This window comes from Mesorhizobium sp. CA8 (assembly GCF_020164955.1).
Classification (GTDB): domain Bacteria; phylum Pseudomonadota; class Alphaproteobacteria; order Rhizobiales; family Rhizobiaceae; genus Mesorhizobium.
The window spans coordinates 110,805-125,157 of sequence record NZ_JAIUHG010000014.1; the positions used below are offsets into that span (position 1 = coordinate 110,805).

17 protein-coding genes are annotated in these 14,353 nt (G+C 63.9%); 15 read left to right on the forward strand and 2 right to left on the reverse strand.

The genetic code is table 11. From position 1 onward, the window contains the following. Window positions 1-32: 32 nt before the first annotated feature. The 7 genes from LB553_RS17025 (at window position 33) to LB553_RS17055 (ending at window position 4,443) form a co-directional block, all read left to right on the forward strand. Window positions 33-626: a hypothetical protein gene (locus LB553_RS17025; RefSeq protein ID WP_224515029.1), complete on the forward strand. Its 594-nt coding sequence runs from the start codon at window positions 33-35 to the stop codon at window positions 624-626. 55 nt (window positions 627-681) lie between these two features. Beyond that, the gene (locus LB553_RS17030) at window positions 682-1,287 is read left to right on the forward strand and encodes a glutathione S-transferase family protein (RefSeq protein WP_224515030.1); all 606 of its coding nucleotides are present in this window, start codon (window positions 682-684) and stop codon (window positions 1,285-1,287) included. Next, window positions 1,284-1,865, forward strand: coding sequence for an urease accessory protein UreE (gene ureE, locus LB553_RS17035; protein WP_224515032.1), 582 nt, complete (start codon window positions 1,284-1,286; stop codon window positions 1,863-1,865). The genes LB553_RS17030 and ureE overlap by 4 nt, the downstream gene beginning before the upstream one ends. After that, entirely contained in the window at window positions 1,822-2,529 is a 708-nt protein-coding gene (locus LB553_RS17040; protein WP_224515121.1) for an urease accessory protein UreF, read from the forward strand. Before ureE ends, LB553_RS17040 begins: the two co-directional genes overlap by 44 nt. Further along, the gene (locus tag LB553_RS17045; RefSeq protein WP_224515034.1) at window positions 2,526-2,966 is read left to right on the forward strand and encodes a DUF3995 domain-containing protein; all 441 of its coding nucleotides are present in this window, start codon (window positions 2,526-2,528) and stop codon (window positions 2,964-2,966) included. The genes LB553_RS17040 and LB553_RS17045 overlap by 4 nt, the downstream gene beginning before the upstream one ends. Continuing rightward, window positions 2,963-3,595, forward strand: a complete 633-nt coding sequence (gene ureG / locus LB553_RS17050) for an urease accessory protein UreG (RefSeq protein ID WP_224515035.1) — start codon at window positions 2,963-2,965, stop codon at window positions 3,593-3,595. The genes LB553_RS17045 and ureG overlap by 4 nt, the downstream gene beginning before the upstream one ends. 80 nt (window positions 3,596-3,675) lie before the next feature. Then, the gene (locus LB553_RS17055) at window positions 3,676-4,443 is read left to right on the forward strand and encodes a class II aldolase and adducin N-terminal domain-containing protein (protein ID WP_224515036.1); all 768 of its coding nucleotides are present in this window, start codon (window positions 3,676-3,678) and stop codon (window positions 4,441-4,443) included. 68 nt (window positions 4,444-4,511) lie between these two features. Here the strand turns inward: LB553_RS17055 and LB553_RS17060 are convergent, their stop codons facing one another. Further along, complete coding sequence (locus LB553_RS17060; RefSeq protein ID WP_224515037.1) at window positions 4,512-5,144, reverse strand: HAD family hydrolase; 633 nt, start codon at window positions 5,142-5,144, stop codon at window positions 4,512-4,514. Between the two features lie 209 nt (window positions 5,145-5,353). Between LB553_RS17060 and LB553_RS17065 the strand changes: the two genes are divergently transcribed. After that, the gene (locus tag LB553_RS17065) at window positions 5,354-6,310 is read left to right on the forward strand and encodes a sugar-binding transcriptional regulator (protein ID WP_224515038.1); all 957 of its coding nucleotides are present in this window, start codon (window positions 5,354-5,356) and stop codon (window positions 6,308-6,310) included. Window positions 6,311-6,333: 23 nt separating this feature from the next. Here the strand turns inward: LB553_RS17065 and LB553_RS17070 are convergent, their stop codons facing one another. Further along, on the reverse strand, window positions 6,334-6,570 hold the full coding sequence (locus tag LB553_RS17070; RefSeq protein WP_318011506.1) for a hypothetical protein: 237 nt from the start codon (window positions 6,568-6,570) through the stop codon (window positions 6,334-6,336). Between the two features lie 62 nt (window positions 6,571-6,632). Between LB553_RS17070 and gcvA the strand changes: the two genes are divergently transcribed. The 7 genes from gcvA to LB553_RS17105 all read left to right on the forward strand — a co-directional run bounded on the left by gcvA (window position 6,633) and on the right by LB553_RS17105 (window position 14,339). After that, the gene (gene gcvA, locus LB553_RS17075; protein WP_224515039.1) at window positions 6,633-7,541 is read left to right on the forward strand and encodes a transcriptional regulator GcvA; all 909 of its coding nucleotides are present in this window, start codon (window positions 6,633-6,635) and stop codon (window positions 7,539-7,541) included. 173 nt (window positions 7,542-7,714) lie between these two features. After that, entirely contained in the window at window positions 7,715-9,025 is a 1,311-nt protein-coding gene (locus LB553_RS17080; protein ID WP_224515040.1) for an ABC transporter substrate-binding protein, read from the forward strand. Window positions 9,026-9,168: 143 nt separating this feature from the next. Continuing rightward, a complete protein-coding gene (locus LB553_RS17085) occupies window positions 9,169-10,041 on the forward strand; it encodes a carbohydrate ABC transporter permease (RefSeq protein WP_224515041.1) in 873 nt (290 codons plus the stop codon). 11 nt (window positions 10,042-10,052) lie between these two features. Then, entirely contained in the window at window positions 10,053-10,877 is an 825-nt protein-coding gene (locus LB553_RS17090) for a carbohydrate ABC transporter permease (RefSeq protein ID WP_140846390.1), read from the forward strand. Between the two features lie 46 nt (window positions 10,878-10,923). Continuing rightward, window positions 10,924-11,928: an ABC transporter ATP-binding protein gene (locus tag LB553_RS17095; protein WP_224515042.1), complete on the forward strand. Its 1,005-nt coding sequence runs from the start codon at window positions 10,924-10,926 to the stop codon at window positions 11,926-11,928. Beyond that, a complete protein-coding gene (locus LB553_RS17100) occupies window positions 11,925-12,695 on the forward strand; it encodes an L-iditol 2-dehydrogenase (RefSeq protein ID WP_224515044.1) in 771 nt (256 codons plus the stop codon). The genes LB553_RS17095 and LB553_RS17100 overlap by 4 nt, the downstream gene beginning before the upstream one ends. 165 nt (window positions 12,696-12,860) lie before the next feature. Next, window positions 12,861-14,339 carry a mannitol dehydrogenase family protein gene (locus LB553_RS17105; protein ID WP_224515046.1) on the forward strand — a complete coding sequence of 493 codons (1,479 nt, stop codon included), beginning with the start codon at window positions 12,861-12,863 and terminating at the stop codon, window positions 14,337-14,339. Window positions 14,340-14,353 lie beyond the last annotated feature (14 nt).

A 14,353-nucleotide genomic window follows, 5' to 3' on the forward strand; every position in this document is an offset into this window, starting at 1 on the left:
GCGGCAAAGCAGCAGCCGCATTGTGATTACGCATGCCCACCGAAATCGCCTCCCCGCACGACATCTTTCCGCATATCCGCATCGTCATGGGCATGGTGATCGGCCTCGGCGTCACGCGGCTGCTTTCGGGAACTGCCCGCATCGTCCAGCATCCCGGCCAGTACCGGCTCTATGCGGTGCATCTCGCCTGGGTCGCTTCGGTGCTGTTGATGCTGGTGCATTTCTGGTGGTGGGAGTTCGGCCTCTACGCCATCGAGAACTGGACCTTCGGCAAATATCTTTTCATCATCTTCTACGCCATCACGCTGTTCCTGCTCTGTGCGCTGCTGTTTCCGGATTCGATGCTCGATTACACCAGCTACGAGGATTATTTTTACTCGCGCCGCGCCTGGTTCTTCGGGCTGCTGGCGGCGACCTATCTGCTCGACGTGGTCGACACGCTGCTCAAAGGTCCAGAGCATTTCGCCCGCTTCGGCAATGAATATCTGATCCGCACGCCGGTCTTCGTCGCGCTTTGCCTGGTGGCGATCCTGGTTCGCGACCGCCGTTTCCACATCGCTTTCGTCGCGGCCGCGCTTGTCTACCAGGTATCGTTCATCCTGCGGCTCTTCGACACCATCGTCTGAGCGCCATTGGGCTGATGCGGGCGATGGTCTAAGGTTTCGGAAAGCAAGGTTAACCATGTACAAGGCCGTCGGATCGCGCGGATCCCGGGTCAGCCGGGTGCTCTGGATGCTCGAGGAACTCGGGCAGCCCTACGAATTCGTCGAGGTGAAGCTACGCTCGCCGGAGGCCTATGCGCTCAACCCCTCCGGCAAGGTGCCGATCCTGATCGACGGCGAGCTCAAGGTCACGGATTCAGCGGCGATCTGCGTCTATCTGGCCGACAAACATTCTGACAAGGGCATGGGCGCCAATCCCGGTCTCGCCGGCCGCGCCGAGATGGATTCCTGGATGCATTTTGCCCAGAGCGAGCTGGAAGCGCCGCTCTGGAACAAGCTGCGCCACCGCTTCCTGCTGCCCAAGGATGTTCGGGTCGATGTCGGCCCAGCCGCGGCCTATGATTTCGCATCCGAAATAAAGGCGCTGGATCGCCGGCTTGGCGATCAGCCCTTTGCGCTGGGCGACCGGTTCTCCGCCGTCGACGTGCTGCTCGGCGATATCGGCGGCTGGGCCCGCGCCGGGCGTTTCCCGATCGATTCCGAGCGCGTCAACGCCTATTTCGACCGTGTCCTTCAGCGCCCCGCTCGTGCAAGGGCGCAAGCCAATGGCGGAGCCATGAAATGAAGCTCAACATTAACACCGATTTCACAAAATTCCCGCGTGCCGTTTCGGTGCTCGCCGCCGGCGATCCGGCTTTGACCGAACCCTACGACAAAGCCGTGCTGCCGCATGACGAGCGGCACCTGCGTCGCCGCGCCATCGAGACGGCCGGTGGCGAAAAGGTGCTGGTCGACCTGCCCGAGCCGGTGGCGCTGAACAATGGCGACCGGCTGGTGCTGGAAGACGGCCGCCAGCTCGAAATCGTCGCAGCACCCGAGGAGGTCTACGACATCCGCGCCCGCGACGCGGTTCATCTCACCGAACTCGCCTGGCACATCGGCAACCGTCACCTTGCCGCGGCGATCGAGGCGGACCGCATCCTTATCCTGCGCGATCATGTCATCAAGGCGATGCTCGAAGGCCTCGGCGCCACGGTGAACGAGGTTTCGCAACCCTTCAGCCCAGTGCGTGGCGCCTATTCCGGGCATAGCCGCGACCACGGCCATTCGCATGGTCACGATCATGACCACCACGGCCATGATGACGATCACCACGATCATGCGCACGACCACGACCACCACCACCACCACCACCATGACTGAGGAGCTTTCCAGCGTCGCGCTGCTGCGGCTGATGGCCTGGCTGTCGCCGTCCTTTCCGGTCGGCGGCTTCTCTTACAGCCACGGCCTCGAACGCGCCGTGCAGGACGGGCTGATCGCCGACCGGGAAGATCTCGCCGGCTGGCTGGAGACGCTGGTCGAGATCGGCTCGGGCTGGAACGATGCCGTGCTCTTCGCCGAAAGCTGGCGCCGCGGACGGGACGGCGGCGATCTCAGCGAGGTTGCCGCGCTGGCCGAGGCGCTTGCCGGATCGCAGGAGCGCCATCTCGAAACCATGCTGCAGGGCACGGCCTTCCTCCAGGCGGCGTCGGCCTGGTCGTCTCCGGTGCTGGAGCGTTTGCCGGCCGATTGCCCCTATTGTGTTGCGGTCGGCGCCGTTGCGGGCAGCGGCGCCATCGTCCTTTCGGATGCGCTTTCCGCCTTCCTGCAGGCTTTCTTCTCCAATCTCGTGCAGGCGGCAATCAGGTTGGGTGTTGTCGGCCAGGTCGACGCCGTCGCATTGTTAGCCGGCTTCGAATCGCTGGCGCTGGCGACTGCGTCGCGTGCCGCCGCTTCCAGCCTGGACGATCTGGGCGGCGCGGCCTTCATGTCCGACATCATGGCGATGCAGCACGAGACGCAATACTCCAGGCTGTTCCGCTCATGATCGTGCTTGCCGTCATCCTTTCCTTCGTCCTGCTCCTGATCACCACGCTGCATGTCTATTGGGGCATAGGCGGCATCTGGCCGGGCATGGACCGCGCGTCTTGCGCCCGCGCCGTCGTCGGCTTCCGCGGCGTCGATGAGATGCCGTCGTCATTCGCGAGTTTTGCTGTCGCCGCTTGCCTCGCGCTCGCGACGCTCTGGCCGCTGGCGCTCGCGGGTATCTTTGCGACGCCCTTTCCAAGAGAAGGCCTGGCTGCCACGGCGATGATGATCGGCCTCGTCTTCCTCGGCCGCGGCATTGCCGGCTTCACGCCCTGGTGGCGCCGGCTTGCGCCCGAACAGCCTTTCGCGTGGCTTGACCAAAGCCTTTATTCGCCGCTTTGCCTCTTGATCGGGGCAGGCTTCGCAATCCTTGCCATCACGGAGTTTCCGGCATGACGTCGAAAAACGGTCCTCTTCGCATCGGCATCGGCGGCCCGGTCGGCTCCGGCAAGACGACGCTTACCGAACAGCTCTGCAAGGCGCTGCGCGACGATTTCTCGATCGCCGTCGTCACCAACGACATCTACACCAAGGAGGACGCGATGATGCTCGCGCGGCTGCAGGCGCTGCCGGAAGAGCGTATCGTCGGTGTCGAGACCGGCGGTTGCCCGCACACGGCCATCCGCGAGGATGCCTCGATCAATCTGCGGGCCATTGCCGAGCTGAACAAGAAATTCCCTGATCTCGACATCATCTTCATCGAATCTGGTGGCGACAACCTCGCCGCCACCTTCTCGCCGGACCTTGCCGACTTGACCCTCTATGTCATCTCGGTCTGCCAGGGCGAGGAGATCCCGCGCAAGGGCGGCCCGGCCATCACCCGCTCGGATTTCCTGATCATCAACAAGAGCGACCTGGCGCCCTATGTGAACGTCAACCTCGAGGTCATGGAGAGCGACGCCCGCCGCATGCGCGGCAAAAGGCCGTTCGGCTTCACCGACCTGTCGCGCGGCAAGGGCTTGCAGGAAGTGATCGAGTTCATCGTCGAGCAGGGCGGGCTGCAGTCGGCGCGCCCGGCGGCTTGACCCGCTGAGCCAGCGTTTATCGGTTGCTGGCAGCCGCCATGCGCGGCATTCTCGGAACACAACCCAAGCGGAGGATTTCGATGAGCCTTGCCCGTCTGCACAAGGAACCGCTGAGCAACCTGCCTTACTATGAGGAGCGGGTCGATCTTGCCGCCGCCTTCCGCTGGACGGCGCGGCTCAACATGCATGAGGCGGTGGCAAACCACTTCTCGCTGTCCGTCAGCGAGGAGGGCACGAAGTTCCTGATGAACCCCAACCAGGTGCATTTCTCGCGCATCAAGGCGAGCGACCTGCTCCTGATCGACGCCAACGATCCCGACACGCTGTCCGGCCCCAACGCCCCCGACCCGACCGCCTGGGGGCTGCATGGCGCCATCCACCGCAACGTCCCGCATGCGCGCTGCGTCATGCATGTCCATTCGATCCACGCCACCGTGCTTGCCTCGCTGGCCGATTCGACGCTGCCGCCGGTCGACCAGAACTCGGCCATGTTCTTCAACCGCCATGTCGTCGACGCCAATTATGGCGGGCTGGCCTTCGAAGAGGAGGGCGAGCGCTGCTCGCAGCTTCTGACCGACCCCAAGGTCAAGGTGATGGTCATGGGCAATCACGGTGTGATGGTCATCGGCGACACTGTCGCCGACACCTTCAACCGCATGTTCTACTTCGAGCGCGCCGCCGAGACCTACATCAAGGCGCTGTGGACCGGACGTCCGCTGCGCACGCTCTCCGACGAGATCGCCGAGAAGACCGCGCGCGAGATGGACGACTACCCGGGCCAGGCCGAGCGCCATCTGGCCGAGCTGAAGGCGATCCTCGACGAGGAAGAGCCGGTCTACCGGAATTGATCTTCCTTCTCCCCGGTCACGGGGAGAAGGTGCCGGCAGGCGGATGAGGGCAGCGCTGACGCCGGGGCTCAGAGCCCCAGTTGCGCCCGCAACTCCTCGGCGCTGTTGATGACGATGGCGCCGGGCGGACCTTCCATCGGCGCTTCCGGCCAGAAGATCGTCTTCATCCCGGCCGCCAGTCCGGCCATGGCGCCCGTGAGGCTGTCGTCGACGGCGAATGCGTCTGCCGGCTCGACCCCGGCCAGATAGGCGGCGCGCAGGAAGGGCTCGGGCAGCGGCTTGCCGTCGATCACATCGTTGCGGCTGACCGTCAGCATACCGGGATAGACAAGGCCGACGGCGCGCAGATTGGCATCGACGATCAGCCGGTCGGAGTTGGATACCACCGCCTGCTCGACGCCGAGCGCGCGCAATTCGTTGAACACTTCGATCGCGCCGGGACGCGGCTTCAGCGTTGCTGCCAACGGCAGATAGTGATCGTATTTGCGCACGATCCAGTCATCGAAGGGCAGGGCGAGGCCGAACTCGTCGCGCAGCATCTCGTAGACCGGCCATGCCGCGATGCCCAGCACCCGCTCATGCAGGTCGGGCGGCGGGGCGATGCCGACGCTGCGCAGGGCGGCCGCGAGTGCCGCCTCGTGCAGCGGCTCGCTATCGACCAGCGTTCCGTCCATATCCCAGAAAACGGCTTTCGGCGTCATGCGCGGCTCCTCTCGCCGATCCCCTTAATCGGTTTCCCGGCGGAGATAAACCGTCCCACAGGCAAATGGTCGGAAGCGCGACGAATTCATCGTTCGGCAGCCTACGAGGCGTCCAAGCAATTGCTCTTTCGATAGACAATTGCGCGCCGAAATATTCGCGGTAAGCTATGGCGCCCGTTTCAGCATTCTTGCGGGCGGGGAGGCGAGACGTGAATTCGCGACAGGAAACCGGCAGCACCAGGTTGGACGACGCCGCGCGCGCCGGCTGGCTCTATTATGTTGCCGGCAACACGCAGGACCAGATCGCCGCCAAGCTCGGCATCTCCAGGCAAACGGCGCAGCGGCTGGTATCGCTCGCCATGTCGGAGGGCCTGATCAAGGTGCGGGTCGACCATCCGATCGCCAACTGCCTGGACCTTGCCGCGCGGTTGAAGTCGCGCTTCGCGCTCGACCTTGTCGAGGTGGTGCCGAGCGACCCGACCTCGAGCTCGACGACGATCGGCATCGCCGAGGCGGCCGCGGCCGAGATCGAACGCCGGCTGCGCTCTGAGGCTCCCATTGTCATGGCGATCGGCACCGGGCGCACGCTGAAGGCGGCGATCGAGCAGCTGCCGCCGATGGACTGCCCGCAGCACAAGGTCGTGTCCTTGACCGGCAACATCTCGCCCGACGGCTCGGCCGCCTTCTACAACGTCATCTTCACCATGGCCGACCGCGTCAAGGCACGGTCCTTCCCGATGCCGCTGCCGGTCATCGCCTCCTCGCCGGAAGAGCGCGAGATGCTGCTCAACCAACCGATGATCCAGCCGACCCTGGCGCTGGCGGCGGAAGCCGACGTCACCTTCGTCGGCATCGGCGATCTCGGGCCCAAGGCCCCGCTCTACGAGGACGGCTTCATTTCCGAAAGCGAGCTGAAGGCGCTGCAGAAGGCCGGCGGCATAGCCGAGATCGTCGGCTGGGTCTTCGACCGCGAAGGCCGCATGATCGAGGGCATCACCAACGACCGCGTGTCCTCCGCCGCGCTGCCGTCGCGGGAGAAGTCCCTGGTCATCGCCTTGGCCATGGGCGAGCGCAAGCTGCCTGGCATCCTCGCCGCCGTCAACCGCCGGCTGGTCAATGGCCTCATCACCGATGAACGGACGGCCGAAGCCCTGCTTGCCGGCTGACTGCCCATAAAAAGAGCCGCCTACTATTGCGAACGGCCTCGCGGGTCGTTGCCGTCGAGAAACCCCATGTCCCGCTGCAGATGCTCGGAAAATTCCCGGACATCGAGATAGCCGCGCCTGCGGCCGGCAAACCTTGCAAATCCCCGCACCAGCGCGAAAAACAAGCTCCGTGCCGGGGTTGAAGAAACGAGTTTTTCCTGAACCGTGACCATGATCGTCAGCCTTCGCAATGCTTGAACTGGATTGACCGTCGACCCCAAATATCGGTCTGGCCGGTTCGTGCTTCCAATCAAACCTCGATCGTGACCCATAAGGAGGCCTTATGCCCGATCTGAACTCTCCGCAGCTTGCGCCGCTGCCGCCGCTGCAGGCGATCCGGGTGTTCGAAGCGGTGGCAAGGCACCTGTCCTTCACCAAGGCGGCGCAGGAGCTGGGCATGACCCAGGCGGCTGCGAGCTACCAGATCAAGCTGCTGGAGGAACGCATCGGCGCGCCGCTGTTTCTGCGCCGTCCACGGCAGATCGAGTTGACCGAGCCCGGCCAGCGCCTGGCGCCCGCCGTCAGCGAGGCTTTTTCCATCCTGGGCCAGGCCTATGCCGCGGCGCGCGGCGGCGCCGACGGCCTGCTTTGCGTCACCACCGTGCTGACCTTCGCCTCGAACTGGCTGGCGCAGCATCTGGGCTCGTTCCAGCTTGCCCATCCCGCAATTGCCGTGCGGCTCGACACGTCCAGCCGCCTGACCGATTTCGCGCGCGAGGATGTCGATCTCGCCATCCGCTCCGGCGGCGGCAAATGGCCGGGCCTCGAGGCTCACAAGCTGCTCGACGCCGATTTCACGCCGATGCTGAGCCCCAAGCTCGCGGCGAGCATAGGCGGCGTCAAGGAGCCGGCTGACCTGCTGCGCCTGCCGATCCTCGACCCCGGCGACATCTGGTGGTCGCAATGGTTCGAGGCCGCCGGCGTGACCGGGCATGATCTCGCCAAGCGGCCGGGCTCCAGCATGGGCGCGCAGGCCTATGAGGCGAACGCGGCGATGGCCGGCCATGGCGTGGCCATCCTGACCAGAGCCCTGTTCAAGAACGAGCTCGCCGACGGCCGCCTGATCCAGCCCTTCGACCTCGTTGGAGATGACGGCCATGCCTATTGGCTGGTCTATCCGACGGCGCGCCGCAACGTGCCGAAGATCCGCGCCTTCCGCGACTGGATCCTGGCCGAGATCGCCTGCCCGTAAGCCGACCGCCGTAGCATCCTTCGCGAAGGGGACCGGCTTGTCGCCGGATCGGGTCACGTTGCGTCACTTCTGCTGCGCTGCAGCATAGATTCCCGCTTGACATAAATCACGGCAAGTGAGTAATTGCTCATAACCAAGGCAAATGCTCATCTTGGTTTATGGGAGGAATTTTGATGAAACTTCGCACGCTCACCCTGGGCCTGTTGTCGGCCAGCGCCCTCGCTTTCGCCGCGCATGCCGAATCCATCACCATCGCCACTGTCAACAATGGCGACATGGTCCGCATGCAGAAGCTGACGGACGACTTCACCAAGGCCAACCCGGACATCCAGCTCAACTGGGTTACCCTTGAAGAGAACGTGCTGCGCGAGCGCGTCACCACCGACATCGCCACCAAGGGCGGCCAGTACGACGTCATGACCATCGGCACCTATGAGGTTCCGATCTGGGCGAAGCAGAACTGGCTCCTGCCGCTCGACAAGCTCGGCGACGACTACGACGTCAAGGACATCATTCCGGCCATCGCCGGCGGCCTTTCCGTTGACGGCAAGCTCTATGCCGCGCCCTTCTACGGCGAGAGCTCCTTCGTCATGTACCGCAAGGACCTGATGGAGAAGGCTGGCTTGAAGATGCCCGACGCGCCGACCTGGGACTTCATCAAGCAGGCCGCCGACAAGATGACCGACCGCGCCAACGGCGTGAATGGCGTGTGCCTGCGCGGCAAGGCCGGCTGGGGCGAGAACATGGCCTTCCTCACCGCCATGTCGAACTCCTTCGGCGCCCGCTGGTTCGACGAGAACTGGAAGCCGCAGTTCGATCAGCCGGAATGGAAGAACACGCTGCAGTTCTATGTCGACCTGATGAAGGCCGACGGTCCGGAAGGCGCTTCCTCCAACGGCTTCAACGAGAACCTGGCCCTCTTCCAGCAGGGCAAGTGCGGCATGTGGATCGACGCCACCGTCGCGGCGTCCTTCGTCTCCGATCCGAAGGCCTCGAAGGTTGCGGACAAGGTCGGCTATGCGCTAGCGCCCGACAACGGGCTCGGCAAGCGCGGCAACTGGCTGTGGGCATGGTCGCTCGCCATTCCCGCCGGCACCCAGAAGGCCGATGCCGCCGAGAAATTCGTCTCATGGGCGACCTCGAAGCACTATCTCGAGCTCGTCGCCTCGAAGGAGGGCTGGGCCAATGTTCCTCCTGGAACGCGCTCCTCGCTCTACGCCAATCCTGAGTACCAGAAGGCGGCGCCCTTCGCGAAGATGACGCTGGACTCCATCAACGCCGCCGATCCGACGCATCCGACCGTCAAGCCGGTGCCCTATGTCGGCGTGCAGTTCGTCGCCATCCCTGAATTCCAGGGCCTCGGCACCACCGTCGGCCAGCTCTTCTCGGCAGCCCTTGCCGGCCAGTCGAGCGTCGACGACGCGCTGAAGCAGGCTCAGGACGCCGCCACCGCGGCGATGACCGAAGGCGGCTACATCAAGTAAGGCTCCTCCCGGTGCCGAACGCCGGTAGCGCATCATGACCGGCAAGGGGCCGCCCGAAACCCAGTTCGGGCGGCCACCCTTCAAAATCGGGAAAATTCTGGCACGACTCTGAAAATCCGGCTGACCTTGGGAGGGTGACCGTCATGGCTACTCAGCAAACCCGTTCGCTTGCCCGTTTCATGATCGCGCCATCGGTGATCCTGCTGTTCGTCTGGATGATCGTGCCGCTGCTGTTCACGCTGTGGTTCTCGTTCCAGCAATACAATCCGCTGAACCCGATCCGTAACGGTTTTGTCGGCTTCTCCAACTACGCGCTGTTCTATTCCAACCCGGCCTTCCTCTCCTCGATCCTCAACACGCTGATCATCGTCGTCAGCGTGCTGGTCATCACGGTCGTCGGGGGCATCCTTTTGGCGTTGTTGCTCGACCAGCCGATCTGGGGCCAGGGCATCGTGCGCATCCTGGTCATCTCGCCGTTCTTCGTCATGCCGCCGGTCGCGGCGCTTGTCTGGAAGAACATGATCATGCATCCGCAATACGGCGTCTTTGCCGATATAGCGCGCTTTTTCGGCGCCGAGCCGATCGACTGGTTCGGCCAGCATCCGCTGACCGCTATCATCCTCATCGTCGCCTGGCAGTGGCTGCCCTTCGCCACGCTGATCCTGCTGACGTCGCTGCAATCGCTCGACGGCGAGCAGAAGGAAGCGGCCGAGATGGACGGCGCCGGCTTCCTCAGCCGGTTCATCTATCTGACGCTGCCGCATATGTCGCGCGCCATCACCGTCGTCATTCTGATCCAGACGATCTTCCTACTGTCGGTCTATGCCGAGATCCTGGTCACCACCAATGGCGGCCCGGGCTACGCCTCCACCAACCTGCCCTTCCTCGTCTACCAGAAGGCGCTCCTGGAATTCAAAATCGGCCAGGCATCCGCCGGCGGCGTGATCGCCGTCATTCTCGCCAACATCGTTGCCTTCTTCGCCATGCGCGCCGTCGGCAAGAACCTGGACAAATAAGGGAGGATAAGATGGCACGCGCAGTCACCACCCAGCACAAGACCATCGCCACGGCCGCGGCCTGGATCGTCGCCCTGCTGATCTTCTTTCCGATCCTCTACACGATCATCACCTCGTTCAAGTCCGAGCAGGAGGCGATACAGGGCTTTGCACTGATCCCGTCCGGCACCATGGAGAGCTATGCCGAGGTGCAGGCGCAGAGCGGCTATTTCAAGTTCTTCCTGAACTCGGTGATCCTGTCGGTCGGCTCGACGCTGCTTGCGATCCTGATCGCGGTTCCGGCAGCCTGGTCGATGGCGTTCTCACCGACCAAGCGCACCAAGGACATCCTGATGTGGATGCTGTCCACCAAGATGATGCCGGCCGTCGCGGTGCTGTTCCCGATCTACCTGATCTTCCGCGACACCGGCCTGCTCGACAGCCGCATCGGCCTTACCGTCATGCTGATGCTGATCAACCTGCCGATCGTGGTCTGGATGCTCTACACCTATTTCCGCGAAATCCCGGGCGAGATCCTGGAAGCGGCGCGCATGGACGGCGCCTCGCTGTGGAACGAGATCATCTATGTGCTGACGCCGATGGCGGTTCCCGGCATCGCCTCGACCATGCTCTTGAACATCATCCTGGCCTGGAACGAGGCGTTCTGGACCATCCGGCTCACCACCACCAATGCTGCGCCGCTGACGGCCTTCATCAGCTCCTTCTCCAGTCCGCAAGGCCTGTTCTGGGCAAAGCTGTCGGCGGCCTCGACGCTGGCGATCGCGCCGATCCTGATCATGGGCTGGTTCAGCCAGAAGCAGCTGGTGCGCGGCCTCACCTTTGGCGCTGTGAAGTAGCAACGCCCAAGCGGCGGACGACGAAGACCATCCCCGGGAGGAAACCATGGGAAACATCGCGCTCAAGAACGTCTCCAAGTCCTTCGGGTCGACAACGATCATTCCGAACATCGATCTCAATATCGAGGACGGCGAGTTCGTGGTGTTCGTCGGCCCCTCGGGTTGCGGCAAGTCCACGCTGCTCAGGCTGATCGCCGGGCTCGAGGACACAAGCGGCGGCATCATCAGCATCGATGGCCGCGACGTCACCCGCGAGGCGCCGGCCAAGCGCAAGCTTGCCATGGTGTTCCAGTCTTACGCGCTCTATCCGCATATGACGGTCGCCAAGAACATCGCTTTCCCGCTGAAGATGGCCGGCGAGGACCAGGCGACCATCGACAAGAAGGTGAAGGACGCCGCGCGCGTCTTGAACCTCACCAACTATCTCGAGCGGCGCCCAGGCCAGCTGTCCGGCGGCCAGCGCCAGCGCGTCGCCATCGGCCGCGCCATCGTGCGCCAGCCCTCGGCCTTCCTGTTCGACGAGCCGCTGTCCAACCTCGACGCCGCGCTTCGCGGCACCATGCGGCTCGAAATCAGCGAGCTGCATCATCAGCTGAAGACGACGATGGTCTACGTCACCCACGACCAGGTCGAAGCCATGACCATGGCCGACAAGATCGTCGTGCTCAATGCCGGCAACATCGAGCAGGTCGGCTCGCCGATGGAGCTCTACAAGACGCCGAAGAACCTCTTCGTCGCCGGCTTCATCGGCTCGCCCAAGATGAACATGCTCGAAGGCGCGCCGGCGCAGAAATACGGCGCCAAGACCATCGGCATCCGGCCCGAGCATCTCAACATCTCGACCTCGGCCGGCGACTGGAAGGCGACAGTGGGCGTCGCCGAGCATCTCGGCTCCGACACCTTCCTCCACGTCCAGGCGGACGGCATCGGCACCATCAATGTCCGCGCCGACGGCGAGGTCGCGGTCAAGCATGGCGACACCGTCTATCTGACGCCCGACAAGACCAAGCTCCATCGCTTCGGCGCCGACGGCAAGGCGCTGGTGCAGTGAGGTTGAAAGGCAAATCGGCGCTGATCACCGGATCGGCGCGCGGCATCGGCAAGGCCTTCGCCGAGGCCTATGCGCGCGAAGGCGCGACGGTGGCGATTGCCGACATCGACGTGGAAGCGGCGGAAGCGACGGCGAAAGCGATCGGTTCTGCGGCTTACGCAGTCCGGCTCGACGTCACGGACCAGTCTTCGATCGAGGCAGCGGTGAAAGCGGTCGAGGCGAAGACCGGCGGGCTCGACGTGCTGATCAACAACGCGGCGGTCTTCGACCTCGCGCCGATCGTCGAGATAACGAGGGCGAGCTACGAAAAACTGTTCTCCGTCAATGTCGCCGGCACGCTGTTCATGCTGCAGGCGGCGGCCCGCTCGATGATCGCGCGTGGCAAGGGCGGCAGGATCATAAACATGGCAAGCCAGGCGGGCCGGCGCGGGGAGCCGCTAGTCGCGGTCTATTGCGCCACCAAGGCCGCCGTCATCTCGCTGACGCAGTCGGCCGGGCTCGACCTCATCAAGCATCGGATCAACGTCAACGGCATCGCGCCGGGCGTTGTCGACAGCGACATGTGGGACCAGGTCGATGCGCTCTTTGCCAAATATGAGAACCGGCCCAAGGGCGAGAAGAAGCGGCTGGTCGGCGAAGGCGTTCCCTACGGCCGCATGGGCAAGCCTGAGGATCTCGCCGGCATGGCCGTTTTCCTCGCTAGCGACGAGGCCGAATACATTGTCGCCCAGACCTACAATGTCGATGGCGGTCAATGGATGAGCTGACGGGATGAGTTGAGGGGGGAAGGCGCTTCTCTCTTTCCTCCGGAGAGGGCGCCGCGGGGCAGGTGAGGGGCAGCATACTGGAACACAGGATGTTGCCCCTCATCCTCGCTCCTCCCGAAGGAGGCGTAATCAGTCGGGCTGCAGATCGGCCAAAGGGTAAATGAGATGACCGTGAAACTCTCTTCCTCGAACCTCGCCAGGCTGCCGGCCAAGGTCGCCGGCCCCAAATATGACCGCTCCGCCTTGAAGGCCGGCATCGTCCATTTCGGCGTCGGCAATTTCCACCGCTCGCACCAGGCGGTCTATCTCGACGATCTGTTCGGCACCGGCGAGGCCCATGACTGGGCGCTGATCGGCGCCGGCGTGTTCGAAGGCGAGAAGATCGGCCGCTCCAAGCTCGAAGAGCAGGATTGGCTGACCACGGTGGTCGAGCAGGATCAGGGCCATATGAGCGCCCGCGTCACCGGCGCGATGATCGATTTCCTGACGCCCGGCGACGCGGCCGCGATCATCGAGCGGCTCGCCGATCCGGCGATCAAGATCGTCTCGCTGACCATCACCGAAGGCGGCTATTTCATCGACCCGGCTTCGGGCAAGTTCAACCCCGCCCATCCCGACATCGTCGCCGATGCGCAGCCGGGTGCTGTGCCCAAGACCGTTTTCGGCATCATCCTGGCCGGCCTGCTGCGCCGGCGCGCCGACCGCATCGTGCCGTTCACCGTCATGTCCTGCGACAACATCCCTCACAACGGCCACGTCACCTCCGACGGCGTCATCGGCCTTGCCCGGTTGATCAACGAGGATCTCGCCAAATGGGTCGGCGATCATGTCGCCTTCCCGAATGGCATGGTCGATCGCATCACCCCGGCCACCACCGACCGCGAGCGCAAGATACTCGCCGACGATTTCGGGCTTGAGGACAACTGGCCGGTGTTCTGTGAGCCGTTCAAGCAATGGGTGCTGGAGGACCATTTCACCGCCGGCCGCCCGGCGTTGGAAAAGGTCGGCGTGCAATTCGTCAAGGACGTCTCGCCTTACGAGCTGATGAAGATACGTATCCTCAATGGCGGCCACGCCACCATCGCTTACCCGGCCGGCCTGATGGACATCCATTTCGTCCATGAAGCAATGCAGGAGCCGTTGGTGCGCGCCTTCCTGTCGAAGCTCGAGCATGACGAGATCATCCCCACCGTGCCGCCGGTGCCGGATACGGATCTGGAGGACTACTACCAGCTCATCGAGCGGCGCTTCTCCAATCCCAAGATCGGCGACACCATCCGCCGGCTTTGCCTCGACGGCTCCAACCGTCAGCCGAAATTCATCATCCCGACGATCGCCGACCGGCTGAAGGCGGGCGAGGGCATCGCTGGTCTCGCGCTGGAATCCGCGCTGTGGTGCCGCTACTGCTTCGGCACCACCGACAGCGGCGCCGTCATCGAGCCGAACGACCCGAGCTGGGACCGCATGCAGGCGACCGCGAAGGCGGCGAAGGACGATCCGCAGGCCTGGCTGGCGATGGAAGACATCTACGGCGATGTCGGCCGCTCGCCCGTCTTCGCCGGGGCCTTCGCCCATGCCTTGAAGGTGCTGTGGGCACACGGCGCGCGCGAAACCCTGACGCGTTATCCCGCCGGCAAGCTCTGAAAGCACCGGAAACC

What these genes read in the sequence shown, in the direction of transcription:
- LB553_RS17025 (WP_224515029.1), top strand. Translation starts at nt 33, where the DNA reads ATGCCCACCGAAATCGCCTCCCCGCACGACATCTTTCCGCATATCCGC.
- LB553_RS17030 (WP_224515030.1), top strand. Translation starts at nt 682, where the DNA reads ATGTACAAGGCCGTCGGATCGCGCGGATCCCGGGTCAGCCGGGTGCTC.
- ureE (WP_224515032.1), top strand. Translation starts at nt 1,284, where the DNA reads ATGAAGCTCAACATTAACACCGATTTCACAAAATTCCCGCGTGCCGTT.
- LB553_RS17040 (WP_224515121.1), top strand. Translation starts at nt 1,822, where the DNA reads ATGCGCACGACCACGACCACCACCACCACCACCACCATGACTGAGGAG.
- LB553_RS17045 (WP_224515034.1), top strand. Translation starts at nt 2,526, where the DNA reads ATGATCGTGCTTGCCGTCATCCTTTCCTTCGTCCTGCTCCTGATCACC.
- ureG (WP_224515035.1), top strand. Translation starts at nt 2,963, where the DNA reads ATGACGTCGAAAAACGGTCCTCTTCGCATCGGCATCGGCGGCCCGGTC.
- LB553_RS17055 (WP_224515036.1), top strand. Translation starts at nt 3,676, where the DNA reads ATGAGCCTTGCCCGTCTGCACAAGGAACCGCTGAGCAACCTGCCTTAC.
- LB553_RS17060 (WP_224515037.1), bottom strand. Translation starts at nt 5,144, where the DNA reads ATGACGCCGAAAGCCGTTTTCTGGGATATGGACGGAACGCTGGTCGAT.
- gcvA (WP_224515039.1), top strand. Translation starts at nt 6,633, where the DNA reads ATGCCCGATCTGAACTCTCCGCAGCTTGCGCCGCTGCCGCCGCTGCAG.
- LB553_RS17080 (WP_224515040.1), top strand. Translation starts at nt 7,715, where the DNA reads ATGAAACTTCGCACGCTCACCCTGGGCCTGTTGTCGGCCAGCGCCCTC.
- LB553_RS17085 (WP_224515041.1), top strand. Translation starts at nt 9,169, where the DNA reads ATGGCTACTCAGCAAACCCGTTCGCTTGCCCGTTTCATGATCGCGCCA.
- LB553_RS17090 (WP_140846390.1), top strand. Translation starts at nt 10,053, where the DNA reads ATGGCACGCGCAGTCACCACCCAGCACAAGACCATCGCCACGGCCGCG.
- LB553_RS17095 (WP_224515042.1), top strand. Translation starts at nt 10,924, where the DNA reads ATGGGAAACATCGCGCTCAAGAACGTCTCCAAGTCCTTCGGGTCGACA.
- LB553_RS17105 (WP_224515046.1), top strand. Translation starts at nt 12,861, where the DNA reads ATGACCGTGAAACTCTCTTCCTCGAACCTCGCCAGGCTGCCGGCCAAG.